The following is a 12,584-nucleotide window of genomic DNA, read 5'->3' as shown; positions in this document are numbered from 1 at the left end:
TCAGCTCACCACTCCGGTCATCACCGAGACGGGCACCGCGACGAATCCCGCGGTCAGGACGAGGGCCAGCGCGTTGGCGGTGAACTTGAGCGTCCTGTCGCGGCGCGCGTTGTTGGCGCCGAGGGTCTGCGCAGCGCTCCAGAAGCCGTGCCGGATGTGCAGCCCGAGGGCCAGCATCGCGACGATGTAGACCACGTCGGCGTACCAGTTGTGGAAGTCCGCCACCACGTTCTGGTACGGGTGGCCCGCCTCACCGCGCGGGTTCACCGTCAGGGTGGTCAGGTCCAGCAGGTGCCAGACGATGAACAGGCCGAGGATCACCCCGCCCCACCGCATGGTGCGGGTCGCGTAGCCGGCCCGCGGCCGCCGGTGCGCGTAGGCCGTGGGGCGGGCGGCCAGGTCACGGCGGCTGAGCTGGTACGCGGACACCGCGTGCAGCACCACCGAGGCGGCCAGCACCACCCGCACGATCCACAGGAACCAGCTGTAGTGCAGCGCGGGCTCACCGATGGTGCGCAACCAGTGCGCGTAGCCGTTGAACTCCGTCGAGCCGAAGAAGATCTTCAGGTTTCCCAGCATGTGCGCGACGAGGTACAGCAGCATGATCACGCCGGTGACGGCCATCACGGTCTTCTTGCCGACGGTCGACCGCCACAGGGTTGCCAAGGTGGACGGCCGTCGGACCGTCCGCGTCGCCAGTGCCATGACACAGACGGTAGGCAGGTCAGGGTGGATCGGTCCAAGACATGGTGCGGCTGGTTTCGATAGGCGTTCCCTATCGTGTGGGGGTATCGTGGCAGCCGTGCAGCTGCACCAGCTCCAGTACTTCGCGGCCGTCGCCGAGACCCGCCACTTCACCCGGGCCGCCGCCCGGGTGCATGTCGCGCAGCCCTCGCTATCCCAGCAGATCCGGGCCCTGGAACGGGAGTTGGGCGCCGAGCTGTTCCACCGCGCCCGCGGTCATATCACGCTCACCGACGCGGGCGAGGCGCTGCTTCCGCTCGCCCAGCGGATCCTCGCCGACGCCGAGACGGCGCGCAGGGAGGTGCAGGAGGTCGCCCAGCTGCGCCGCGGCCGGGTCCGCATCGGGGCCACCCCCAGCCTGTGCGCCAGTCTGGTGCCGGATGTGCTGCGGGACTTCCACGACCGCTTCCCCGGGGTGGACCTGGTGGTCCACGAGGACGGCTCGCAGGACCTGGTACGGGTGCTGGCGGCCGGTGAACTCGATCTCGCCCTGATCATCACCCCGCTGCCCGGCCAGGCCCCGGCGCTGGCCGCGACCGAGCTGCTGCGCGAGGACCTCGTCGTGGTCTCCGCGCCGTCGTCCGCCCCGGCCCGCAGCGGCCGGATCCGCATCGAGGACCTGCGCGACCAGCCAATGGTGATGTTCCGGCGCGGCTACGACCTACGTGAGTTCACCACCTCGGCGTGCCGGGCGGCCGGATTCGACCCCGTCTTCACCGTCGAGGGCGGTGAGATGGACGCGGTACTCGGCTTCGTCCGAGCTGGCCTCGGCCTCGCCGTGATCCCCTCCATGGTCGCCGCCCGATCCGGGCTACGGGTCACCCCCTTCGCCCCGCCCGGGCTGCACCGCACCATCGCGGTCGCCCACCGCAAGGACGTCGAACCGCCGCGAGCCGCACGGGAGTTGCGCAGCGTGCTGCGCGAGCACCTGCGCTCGGCGGCGCGGGAGCAGACACTTCCGTCCAGTACCTGGCTGCTGGACGGCTGACGCCCGCCGGGGTTCGCATGCGGGACGCGGTCGGCTCGGCACCGCCGGTCTCCGCCGTCGTGGCCGCTCGCCGCCGCGGGGCTTGCCTTGAGGGCTTCCTGGCCGACCGGTTGGGCCGGGGCGGGGTGAACGCGTCTGGCAGGATGCGGCGATGAACCCGATCAACGAGCGCATACCCGATGTCGTCCCCGCCGGACGGATGGGCTGTGCCGCGCAACCCGTACTGCACATAGCCGACGCCGGGCTCACCCTGCGGCCATGGCGGCAGGAGGACGCCCCCGCGCTGGCCGCCGCCTGGCAGGACCCGGCGATCCGGCAGTGGAACCGCCCGCCCACCGGCGGCGTCGAGCAGGCCCGGGAGCGGATCGCGCGCTACGGGCGGCGGTGGCACGAGGAGGCGGCTGCCACTTGGGGCATCACCCGTGCCGACGACGACTCGGTGCTGGGGTCGGTCGCCCTGGGCGGCATGGACCTGCGGCAGGGCACCGCGGAGTACATCTACTGGGTGCTGCCAGCCGCCCGCGGCGCGGGAGTGGCCCTGCACGCCACCAACAGGGTCGCGCGATGGGCCTTCCGCGACCTCGGTCTGCATCGGCTCGAACTCACCCACGGGGTGGCGAACACGGCGTCCTGCCGTGTGGCGGAGAAGGCGGGGTTCGCCTTGGAGGGTACGAAGCGCAGCGCGACACTGCATGCCGATGGCTGGCACGACATGCACCTTCACGCCCGCGTGGACGGCTGACGCCCGCTGGGGTTCGCATGCGGGACGCCGGGCCCGCCGCGAGCCCGAACCCGCCCCGGCGCAACCGTGCTAGCGGTGGGAGGGGCCGCGCCGTCGGCGTACGGCGCCGCAGGCCGCCAAGGCCAACAGCGCGGTACCGCAGGCGAGTTGGGGCGCGCCCCCGCCGGGGGCGCCGGTGCCCGCCTCGGCGCCCTTGGAGGGGGCGGCCTGGACGGTGACCGTGCCGGTGACCCGGACACCGCCCGCGCCGCAGCGGATCGTCACCGGATAGCTGCCGGGCCGCGCGGTCGCGGGAGTGGTGACGCCGGCCACCATCCGGTCCGCCCCTGCGGCCAGCGCCGTCTCACCGAACAGCGGTGAGGAAGCGTGGGCGCCCATCGACATGTCGCACTTCCTGTCGTCGCTCAGCCGCAACTGCTGCCCCGGACCCACCGGATCGGGGTGCACACTGGCCACGGCGGCCGCGGCGGTGAATCCGAGCGTGGCAACGGCGGCCAGGGCGACCGCGGTGATTCGACCAGAGGACATGGCACTCTCCCGGCGCCGGACGGCGCGGTCTGCGTGGCCGCGTTGGCCCGACCGGCTCACCAGGATGCAACCCCCTCTCGGCCCCGCTTGCGATGCGAACCGAACGCCGGGCCTCACCCGAATGCTGGAACGCCCCCGCCAGGAGCGGGGGCGTTCGCGCACGTCAGACGGCATCTTCCGGCGCACCGACGGCAACCGGGCGGGAATCCGCCGGAAGGGCTAGTTACTGCGGGCGTCCTGGTCCGCCGCGTCCGCCGCGCTCTGGGCGGCGTCGACCTTGTGCTGCATCTGCTGGAGCTGGCTCGCGGAGGACGAACCCGGTGTCGACGTGGCCGACGGCGTGCCGCTGGCCGAGCCGGTGGCGGAGTGCCCGCACCCGGCCAGCAGCGGCACCGCCAGTGCCGCCGTCGCCAGCAGGGTGAGACGTCGGCGGCGGCTCACGCGCTCGTGGTGCTGTTGGCCGGCTTGCCCTTGCCGTTCGCCTTGCACCAGGTGGCGACATCCTTCAGATCGCTCTGCCGCTGCTTGAGGTTGACCAGCAGGGCCTGCCGCGCGCTGAGCCGGTCGCCGAGGAACTTGGCGATCGCCGCGTGGTTCTCCTTCTTGGCGTTCTCGACGCGCTGCCTCAGGAACGCGATCGAGCCGGGCGTGCCGACGCCCGAATCCAGTCGCTTGATCTCCCGTGCGATCCGGCGGTCCAGCTTCGGCACCCGGCGGCACAGTGCCCGCGCACCGTCCGTCTTCGGACCCTTCGGGTGGGCGTGCGGGGCGGTGCCGGCGGAGGGGGACGGGCTGCTGCCGTCCGCGTACGCGGGCGCGGCCACGGCCGCCAGTGAACCGGTGAGGACGAGTCCCGCGACGGTCGCGGTCACCGTCGCCTTGCGACGCTGCATGATGACTCTCTCCACTTCGTGGTGACGGTTGGGGCGCGGTCCGCCCCCGCTGGGAGACGGTGGGCGGGCCGCTCGACGCAGACCGTAGAAGTGGTTCTTGTGGTTTCCTTGTGGGGGCGGACGGTCATTGCGCGGAACGCACCGAACCGCTCAACCAGTCGCGGTGCGGCGGTAGTTCGGGCATCGCCGCTGCGGACATCGGCAGCCGCACCTCGAAGCTGCTGCCGGGCTCACCGTCGGGCCGCTCGGTGATGCGCACGGTGCCGCGGTGCAGATCGACCTGCTGGGCGACGAGCGTCAGCCCGAGCCCGGTGCCGGGGCTCTGCGGGCCGCGTTCGAAGCGCTGGAAGACCCGGTCCCGAGCCTCGGGCGGGATGCCCGGACCGGCGTCGTCCACCGTCAGCACCGCGTGCTCGTCCGTACGGCGCAGCGTCACCTGGACCTCGGACGCGCGGCCCGGGCGACGGCCGTGCACCACCGCGTTGTTCAGCAGGTTGTCGGCGATCATCCGCAACCCCGGCTCCCAGCCGCGCAGCCGAGGGGCCGCGTCCGCCCGTACCGTGATCAGCGCCTCGGGATGACGGCGGGCCGCGTCGGCCACCGACGCCTCGACCAGCTCGCCCAGATCCACGGCGGTGAACGCGTCCGCCTCCACCAGATCGCCCTGCGCCAGCGCCCGCAGCGTCACCAACAGCCCCTCCAGCCGGGCGTGTTCGTCCCGTAGGTCCGCCAGCACCTCGGTGCGCTCGGCCGGGTCCAGATCCGGATGGCCGGAAAGGATCTCCAGGTTGGTCCGCATGCTCATCAGCGGGGTGCGCAACTCGTGCGAGGCCGCCGCCGAGAACGACCGGGCGGTGGCCAGTGCCTCACCGGTGCGGGCCGCCTGCTCGTCGTAGCGCGCCAGCAGCGTCTGCAGGGTGCGCGCCAGGTCGTCGACCTCGGTGACACGGGACGGCCGGTGCTCCAGCCGGGCCTCGCTCACCCGGGGGTCGAGCCCGCTGGCCTGCCGCTGCAACCTGCGCAGCGAGCGGGTCGCCCGCTCCGCGACCAGCAGCGCCAGCAGCGCCGAGACCGGTGCCGCGATCAGCGCGGTCAGCAGGATCCGGCCGCGCACCGCGTCCACCCCACTGCGCACCACCGACGCGGGCGAGAACACCCACAGCGCGTCCCCCGCCCGCTCCCCGGTGACCGGTAGCCGGAACGCCCGCCACGCCCTGCCGTTCGCCTGTACGGTCACCGGGTTCGCCGTCGCCGCGGGCAGTGAGACGCCGAGGCCGGGCTGCGGGCCGCCCGCCGCGATCGGTGTGGCGTCCGGCCCGGTCACCACCCGTACGCCCACGTCCAACGCATTGGCGAACAGCCGGTGTTCGCGGTTGCGCTCCTGCTGGTAGCGTCCGGCACGGTTGACGTTGATCAGGTTGCGGGCCATCGGCAGCACCACGGCCGCCCGGTCCCGCAGATGCGAGTCCTGTGCGGCGTGCGCGTCAACGCTCACCAGTCGCAGCAGCAGCGCCGCCGACGCCAGCACCAGCAGGGGCACGGTCACGCCCACCGCGATCGCGATCCGGGTGGACAGCCGCATTCCCGCCCGCCGCCCGCCACCACCCTCAAGTGAGGAGCTGCGCTCCGCCCTCATTTCGCTTCCTGCCGTAGTACGAACCCCACCCCGCGCACCGTGTGCAGCAACCGAGGGCGTCCCCGCGCCTCCATCTTCCGCCGCAGGTAGCTGACGAACGTGTCGACGGCGTCGGTGCGCACGTCGAAGTCGTACCCCCAGACCCGCTCCAGCAGCTGGTCCCGGCTCAGCACCACGCCCGCGTTGCGCGCCAGCACCTCAAGCAGCTCGAACTCGCGGCGGGTGAGCCGGATCGGCTCGCCCTGGTAGCGCACCTCGCGTGAGGAGGGATCGAGCACCAGGTCGCCGACCCGGACGGGCTCGCTGGGTGAGGGCGGGCGTCGGCGCAGCAGCGCCTGCAACCGCAGCAGCAGCTCCTGGAGCGCGAACGGCTTGACGAGGTAGTCGTCGGCCCCGGCCTGTAGCCCGGCCACCCGGTCCTTGACCTCGTCCAACGCGGAGAGCATCAGCACCGGTGTGTCGTCTCCGGCGGCACGCAGCCGGCGGCACACCTCGGTGCCGCTGATGCCCGGCATGGAGACGTCCAGCACGATGACGTCGGCCGGGGCCGCGGTCAGCTGCTCCAAGGCGGCTTCGCCGCTGTCCGCGAGGGTGACGGTGTAACCGTTCAGTCGCAGTCCGCGCCCGAGCGAGCGCAGGATCGCGGCGTCGTCATCGACGATCAGTACCCGGCCCATGCTTCAACGCCCCGCCTTTATACGGCGAATGAAGGCGGAGAGATGCGTGCGATTGGTAGTGATGATCGCGTTGGGCGTGTCGCTTTCCCGAAGGTGTATTCGGTTCGCGGAGGTGCCCACCTCCACACAGGTGTTCCCCTCCGAGCCCGCGGAATAGGAGGACCTCTGCCAGGTGATCGAGGTGGCCAAGGCTACAACTCTCCTTCGACGCGGCGAATGAAGTCCCGTGAGGCGGCGGGTGTCAGGGCCGAGCACTCGATCCGGTCGAGCAGTGTGCGGTACTTCCTCAAACGGGATTCCCCGTCAACGAAACTGGAACCGTCCATGGTGTCCATCTGTACAGTGTCCAGCTGTGAGACCCGGCCGCCGACGTAGAGCATGGAGTACCCGGCGCCCGCGAAGCCCTCGGCGTCGAACGGGATGATCCGCACCGTGACGTTGTCCCACTCCGACATCTCCAGGAGGTAGGTGAGCTGGGCACGGGCCTCCTTCGTCCCGCCCACCTTCAGCCGCAACGCCGCCTCGTGGATCACCGCGCCGAACGTGCAGTCGGCCAGCGCGGCCTTGCGGCGGGAACGGAATTCCACCCAGGTGTCCAGCTTTTTCGGCGGGAGGTCCGGATTCACGTACGAGAAAGCGGCCCGCATGTGGTCCTCGGTCTGCAGGAGGCCAGGGATATGGAGCACCTCCAGTGCGCGCATGTACACCGCGTGGTGTTCCATCTCGGCGAGGTCCAGTGATACCGGGGAGAGCCGGCCGCGGAACTCCTCCCACCACCCCTTGCCCCGCTCGTTGGCCATTTCCACCAGTGCGTCGACGTAGCGCGGGTTCTCGCACGAGTAGTAGTCGGCGAGCCGCCGGACGCGTTCCTCGCTGATGCCGCTGCGGCCGGACTCCACATGGCTCATCTGGATCGGGTTGGAATTGAGGAAGGCGGCGGCGTCCCGTGCCGTGACGCCTGCGCGCTCGCGCATCCTGCGCATTTCGGCGCCCAGTCGTACCTGGCGCGCCGTGGGGTTGCTCCTGGGCGGCATGCGGTCCTACTCTCCGTACGGCTCACCTCACGCGGAGGCGTCACCAGCGATAACTGCCGAACCCCGCCGGTGAGTTACGCCAGGTCACACCATGGGAGCGGTCCCGCACGGGTGCTGACCGCTACTGTTCGAACCAGCCGCGTACGGTGTCGAGTTGGGCCAGGTCCCAGGTCGGCCTGCGGTCCTTGTCGACCAGTGCCGCCCGCACGCCCTCCGCGAAGTCATGGGTGGCCGCTGTCCGGCAGGCCGTACGCAGCTCCAGGGCCAGGCAGTCCGCCAGCGAGGCGTCCGGACGCGCGCCGCGCCGTAGCAGCTCGAACGTCACATGGAGTGCGGACGGTGAGGCGCGGCGCAGTTCCGCCAGCGTCTCCTCGGCCCAGTCGCCGCCCTCGGCGGTCAGCCGCTCGAAGACCCCGTTCAGGCTGTCGGCGGCGAAGCAGCGGTCGATCGCCTCACGGTGGCCGGCGAGTTCGGACGCGGGCGGCACCGTGGCATGGCGGCCCAGCACCTCGGTGAGCCGCTCGCCGCCGGTGGCGGTCAACTCGCGCTCCAGTGCGGCGAACTCGACGGAATGCACATAGTGCGTGGCCAGCCCGCACTCCACCGCCGCCGCACCCGAGATCCGGCGCCCGGTCAGCCCCAGGTACCAGCCGGTCCGGCCGCGCAGCCGGGGCAGGAAGTAGCTGGCGCCGATGTCCGGGAAGAAGCCGATCGCGGTCTCCGGCATGGCCAACCCCGACCGTTCGGTCACCACACGCACCGCGCCGTGCACCGAGATCCCCAGCCCGCCGCCCAGCGCGTAGCCGTCGATCAGCGCCACATACGGCTTGGGGTATGCGGCGATCGCGGCGTTGAGCCCGTACTCGGATACGAAGTACTCGCGCACCGCCGCGTGGTCGCCGCGCAGCGCGGCCTCGCGCACCGCCCTGATGTCGCCGCCTGAGCAGAACGCCTTGGGCGAGGTGCTGCGCACCACCACCGCACGCACCGCGTCGTCCGCGCGCCACGCGTCCAGTGCCTCCCGCATCCCCCGGACCATCCGCAGGTCAAGGGCGTTGAGCGCGCCGGGCCGGTCCAGCACCAGCGAGCCGATGCCGCCGCTGACGGCCGTCCTCACGGTCTCCACGGGGTCGTGCATGGTGCGGCCGCTCCTGTTCGTCGCGGGGCAGGCGGACGCGGATCACTGTACGGCCCGCCCGGCCGAACGGATTAACCGCGGTGGGCAGGGCTGGCGGTCCCGCGGCGCACGGTGTGCGGTGCGTCTAGCGTGACCGTGAGCCGGAAGTCGAACATAACGGGAGAAACAGTGCGAATCGGTTTGACGGTGACCTCGTTCAGCTGGCCAGGTGGGCCGGAGGCGATCGGCCCGACCCTGGGGCGCGTCGCGCGCGACGCCGACGAGGCGGGGCTGGCGAGCCTGTGGGTGATGGACCACTTCTGGCAGATCCCGATGAACGGCGCCGAGGACGAGCCGATGCTTGAGGGGTACTCCGCGCTGGCGTTCGCGGCCGCGCACACCCGGCGGCTGCGGCTGGGCACACTGGTCACCGGCGTGATCTACCGGCACCCCGGTGTCCTGCTCAAGACGGTGACCACGCTGGACGTCCTCTCCGGGGGCCGCGCCTGGCTGGGCATCGGCGCGGGGTGGTACGACGCGGAGGCGGCCGGCCTCGGCATTCCGTTCCCGCCCGTGGCCGAGCGGTTCGAGCGGCTGGAGGAGACGCTGCGGATCGTGCGGCACGCGTGGTCGGGGGACACCCGGCCGTTCGAGGGCCGCCACTACTCGCTTCAGCGTCCACTGGTCTCGCCCGCGCCGCTGTCCGGTCCGCGTCCGCCGATCCTGGTGGGCGGCTCGGGCGAGCGCAAGACGCTGCGGCTGGTGGCGAAGTACGCGGACGCCTGCAACCTGTTCGACACCCCGGAGGTCCCGCACAAGCTGACCGTGCTGCGCGAGCACTGCGAACGCGAGGGGCGGCCCTACGACGAGATCGAGAAGACCGTCGCCGCGAGGCTGCCGCTCACCGGCCCCGGCGGTTCGGTCGACCAGTGCGCCGACCGCTGCGAGGAGTTGGCCGCCCACGGCGTCGAACACATCATCCTCAGCATTCCCGATGTCCATGACCCGCGTTCGATGGACCGCCTCGCGGAACTGGTCGCCCGTGTGGGCAAACTCATCCCAGCGGGGCGGTCGCTGGCCTGACCGGGAACCCGCCGGGGCGGTCAGCGACATGGGGCGATCCGGCGGCGCCGCGGCGTCCGTCAGCGGCCTTCGGCCACGGGCACCGCAGCCCCGACGTCACGCCCCGGCGCGCGCCACGCGCAGCGTGACGATCTCGAACGGGGCGAGGACGAGCGGCAGTTGGCCGTCGGTCAACTCGGCCGGAGCGGTCGGCCGCTCGTGCAGGTCGCAGACGTACGCCGCCGACGCGTCGAACCCGGCGCGCAGCCGGGTGCGGGCCCGGCCGCCCCGTGACTCGTACAACCGGACCACCACGTCACCGCTGCCGTCGTCGGCCAGCTTGACCGCCGTGACGACCACCGCGTCGTCGTCCACCGCCACCAGCGGCGGTACCGCGGCACCGCCCGGCACCCGGCGCTCCGGCAGGTTGATCCGGTACCCCTCGCGCACCGCGTCGCCGATCTCGGCGCCCGGCACCAGGGCGTGGCGGAAGCGGTGGACGCCCTGGTCGGTGCGCGGATCGGGGAAGCGCGGCGCGCGCAGCAGGGACAGTCGCACCGTCGTCGTGGTGCCCGCCGCCCGCGAACCCGGCCCCTGGCGTACGGCGCGAGTCACGTCGTAGCCGTACGTGGAGTCGTTGACCAGCGCCACACCCCAGCCGGGCTCGGCCAGGTGGACGAAGCGGTGCGCGCAGGCCTCGAACTTGGCGGCGTCCCAACTGGTGTTGGTGTGGGTGGGCCGGTACAGATGGCCGAACTGGGTTTCCGCGGCGATCCGTTCGGCGTGGACGTCGAGCGGGAAGGCGGCCTTGAGGAACTTCTCCGTCTCCCGCCAGTCGACCTCGGTGTCGATGTCCAGCCGCCTGTGCCCGGCCGGCAGCGCCAGCCGCTGCTCCACCCGTGACGCTCCGAACGTCCGCACCACCCGTACCGTCGCGGTCCGCTCGTCCAGTTCCAGCGTCTCGACACCGGTCAGGTCCGTCACCGTGTTGCGGTAGAACTCCTCCACGTCCCACGCGTCCCACATGTTCGGGAAATCGGGGTGCAGTTGGAGCAGGTTGGCCGCCTGGCCCGGCGCCACCGTCTCGCGGTCCGCTTCGATGTCGTACGCCGACACCACCAGCCCGCGCGCGTCGATCGCCACTCGCAGCAGTCCGTTGTCCAGCGTGAACCCGCCGTCCGCCCGCTCCCGTACGTCGACCCGGGCATGCCCCGCCGCCTCGACCGCCGCGCCGCCCGCTGGAACGCCGGACCGGGTGTGCGGGGCGGCGTTGAACACCAGGGTCGAGCCGCCGGACCCGGCGAGCGCCCGTTGCGCGTCCTGAATGATGCCCTCCAGTTCCTCGGCCAGCGCGGCGTACGTGGTCTCGGCCTCACGGTGCACCCAGGCGATCGAGGACCCGGGCAGGATGTCATGGAACTGGTGCAGCAGCACGGTCTTCCAGATCCGGTCCAACTCGGCCTGGGGATACCGGAATCCGGTCCTGACCGCCGCGGTGGCCGCCCACAACTCCGCCTCGCGCAGCAGGTGCTCACTGCGCCGGTTGCCCTGCTTGGTGCGGGCCTGACTGGTGAGTGTCCCGCGGTGCAACTCCAGGTACAGCTCGCCGACCCACACCGGTGCGTCCGGGTACTCGGCGTGCGCCTCGGCGAAGAAGTCGGCCGGTTTCTCGAAGGCCACTCGCGCCGACCCCTCCAGGTTCGCCAGCCGCCTGGCCCTGGCCAGCATCTCGCGGGTGGTGCCGCCACCACCGTCGCCCCAACCCGTGGGCGCCAGCGAGCGGTTGGCCGCGCCCTTGTCCTGGAAGTTGCGCACCGCGTGGGCGATCTCCTCGCCGGACAGCTGCGCGTTGTAGGTGTCGATGGGCGGGAAGTGCGTGAACACCCGCGTGCCGTCCAGCCCCTCCCACCAGAACGTGTGGTGCGGAAACTTGTTGGTCCGGCTCCAGGAGATCTTCTGCGTGAGGAACCACCTGGCGCCCGCCTGCCGCACGATCTGCGGCAGCGCCGCCGAGTAGCCGAAGGTGTCGGGCAGCCATACCTCCTCGGTCTCGACGCCGAACTCCTCCAGGAAGAACCGCTTGCCGTGCGTGAACTGCCGTACCAGCGCCTCCCCGCCCGGCATGTTGGTGTCCGACTCCACCCACATGCCGCCCACGGGCACGAAACGGCCCTCCGCCACCGCCTTCTTGACCCGCGCGTACACCTCAGGCCGGTGCTCCTTGAGCCAGGCGTACTGCTGCGCCTGAGACATCGCGTAGACGAAGTCCGGTTCGTCGTCCAGCAGCGCCGTCATGTTGGCCGTGGTACGGGCCACCTTGCGCACCGTCTCGCGCAGCGGCCACAGCCAGGCCGAGTCGATGTGGGCGTGGCCGACGGCGCTGATCCGGTGCGCGGAGGCGTGCGCGGGCGACGAGAGCACCCCGGCGAGCCGCTGCCGGGCGCGGGCCGCGCTGCCGCCGACGTCCTGGAGGTCGACGGCGTCCAGCGCCCGGTCCACCGCCCGCAGTATCTCCCAGCGGCGCGGTGTGTCCTTCGGTAGCTCGGCCGCCAACTGGCCCAGCACCTCGAGGTCCTGGACCAGCTCCCACACCGTGGCGTCGAAGACCGCCAGATCCATCCTGGCGATCTTGTACTGGGGTGTGTCGCCCGCCGTGTCCCTGTCGCCCAACTCCGTCGGCAGGAAGGGGTGGTAGTCGAGGATCACCGGGTTCGCCGCCGCCTCGATGTGCAGGGTGACCTGCTCGCCGCCCACCACCGGCGAGCCGACACGCACCCACTGGTTGCGCGGGTTGAGGCCCTTCACCGGTGAGCCGTCCGGCCGGTAGACCAGGCCCTCGCACTGGAAGCCGGGCATGTTCTCGTCGAAGCCCAGGTCGAGCAGTGCCTCCACGGTGCGCCCCGCCCACTCCCGCGGTACGGTTCCGCGCACCGTCAGCCAACTGGTGCCCCACGGTGGGCCCCACGGTTCGCCCACCGCGATCGGGGTGCGGGGCGCGGCCAGGCCCTCACTGACCGGCACCGGTTCGCCGGGCGCGGTCCAGACGCCCACCTCCAGCGGCACCGAGGCCGGATGGACGGCCGGGCGGATGCGTTCGTCCAGGACGCGCTTGAGGCGCGCCTCGGTCACGGCGGGGTCGTTGTGCATACCGGGGGCTCCCTAC

The 12,584-nt window shown here is 71.8% G+C and carries 13 protein-coding genes; 3 read left to right on the top strand and 10 right to left on the bottom strand.

Annotation, left to right across the window (positions count from 1 at the left end):
• Positions 1–705: a succinate dehydrogenase cytochrome b subunit gene (locus O5O46_RS10840; protein WP_269855110.1), complete on the bottom strand. Its 705-nt coding sequence runs from the start codon at positions 703–705 to the stop codon at positions 1–3.
• Between the two features lie 97 nt (positions 706–802).
• On the opposite strand from O5O46_RS10840, the gene O5O46_RS10835 reads away from it, so the two are divergent.
• Positions 803–1,732 (top strand): LysR family transcriptional regulator, encoded by a 930-nt coding sequence (locus tag O5O46_RS10835; protein WP_269855109.1) that lies wholly within the window; start codon positions 803–805, stop codon positions 1,730–1,732.
• Between the two features lie 151 nt (positions 1,733–1,883).
• On the top strand, positions 1,884–2,474 hold the full coding sequence (locus O5O46_RS10830) for a GNAT family N-acetyltransferase (protein WP_269855108.1): 591 nt from the start codon (positions 1,884–1,886) through the stop codon (positions 2,472–2,474).
• Positions 2,475–2,543: 69 nt separating this feature from the next.
• Here O5O46_RS10830 and O5O46_RS10825 read toward each other — a convergent pair whose 3' ends face one another.
• The 8 genes from O5O46_RS10825 to O5O46_RS10790 all read right to left on the bottom strand — a co-directional run bounded on the left by O5O46_RS10825 (position 2,544) and on the right by O5O46_RS10790 (position 8,380).
• Positions 2,544–3,002 (bottom strand): hypothetical protein, encoded by a 459-nt coding sequence (locus O5O46_RS10825; protein WP_269855107.1) that lies wholly within the window; start codon positions 3,000–3,002, stop codon positions 2,544–2,546.
• Between the two features lie 219 nt (positions 3,003–3,221).
• Complete coding sequence (locus tag O5O46_RS10820) at positions 3,222–3,443, bottom strand: hypothetical protein (protein WP_269855106.1); 222 nt, start codon at positions 3,441–3,443, stop codon at positions 3,222–3,224.
• A complete protein-coding gene (locus O5O46_RS10815; protein WP_269855105.1) occupies positions 3,440–3,895 on the bottom strand; it encodes a hypothetical protein in 456 nt (151 codons plus the stop codon). The genes O5O46_RS10820 and O5O46_RS10815 overlap by 4 nt, the downstream gene beginning before the upstream one ends.
• A gap of 124 nt (positions 3,896–4,019) precedes the next feature.
• Positions 4,020–5,531, bottom strand: a complete 1,512-nt coding sequence (locus O5O46_RS10810) for a sensor histidine kinase (protein WP_269855104.1) — start codon at positions 5,529–5,531, stop codon at positions 4,020–4,022.
• A complete protein-coding gene (locus O5O46_RS10805) occupies positions 5,528–6,208 on the bottom strand; it encodes a response regulator transcription factor (RefSeq protein WP_269855103.1) in 681 nt (226 codons plus the stop codon). The genes O5O46_RS10810 and O5O46_RS10805 overlap by 4 nt, the downstream gene beginning before the upstream one ends.
• 3 nt (positions 6,209–6,211) lie before the next feature.
• On the bottom strand, positions 6,212–6,463 hold the full coding sequence (locus tag O5O46_RS10800) for a DUF397 domain-containing protein (RefSeq protein ID WP_269855102.1): 252 nt from the start codon (positions 6,461–6,463) through the stop codon (positions 6,212–6,214).
• On the bottom strand, positions 6,400–7,242 hold the full coding sequence (locus O5O46_RS10795) for a helix-turn-helix domain-containing protein (protein ID WP_269855101.1): 843 nt from the start codon (positions 7,240–7,242) through the stop codon (positions 6,400–6,402). Before O5O46_RS10795 ends, O5O46_RS10800 begins: the two co-directional genes overlap by 64 nt.
• Before the next feature lie 121 nt (positions 7,243–7,363).
• On the bottom strand, positions 7,364–8,380 hold the full coding sequence (locus tag O5O46_RS10790) for an enoyl-CoA hydratase/isomerase family protein (protein WP_269855100.1): 1,017 nt from the start codon (positions 8,378–8,380) through the stop codon (positions 7,364–7,366).
• Between the two features lie 168 nt (positions 8,381–8,548).
• Between O5O46_RS10790 and O5O46_RS10785 the strand changes: the two genes are divergently transcribed.
• On the top strand, positions 8,549–9,442 hold the full coding sequence (locus tag O5O46_RS10785) for an LLM class F420-dependent oxidoreductase (RefSeq protein ID WP_269855099.1): 894 nt from the start codon (positions 8,549–8,551) through the stop codon (positions 9,440–9,442).
• 96 nt (positions 9,443–9,538) lie between these two features.
• Here O5O46_RS10785 and O5O46_RS10780 read toward each other — a convergent pair whose 3' ends face one another.
• Positions 9,539–12,568, bottom strand: a complete 3,030-nt coding sequence (locus O5O46_RS10780) for an alpha-mannosidase (RefSeq protein WP_269855098.1) — start codon at positions 12,566–12,568, stop codon at positions 9,539–9,541.
• Positions 12,569–12,584 lie beyond the last annotated feature (16 nt).

The sequence above is a fragment of the Streptomyces sp. RPT161 genome, from assembly GCF_027533845.1.
GTDB lineage: Bacteria > Actinomycetota > Actinomycetes > Streptomycetales > Streptomycetaceae > Streptantibioticus_A > Streptantibioticus_A silvisoli_A.
This window is presented reverse-complemented; position numbering and strand designations above follow the sequence as displayed.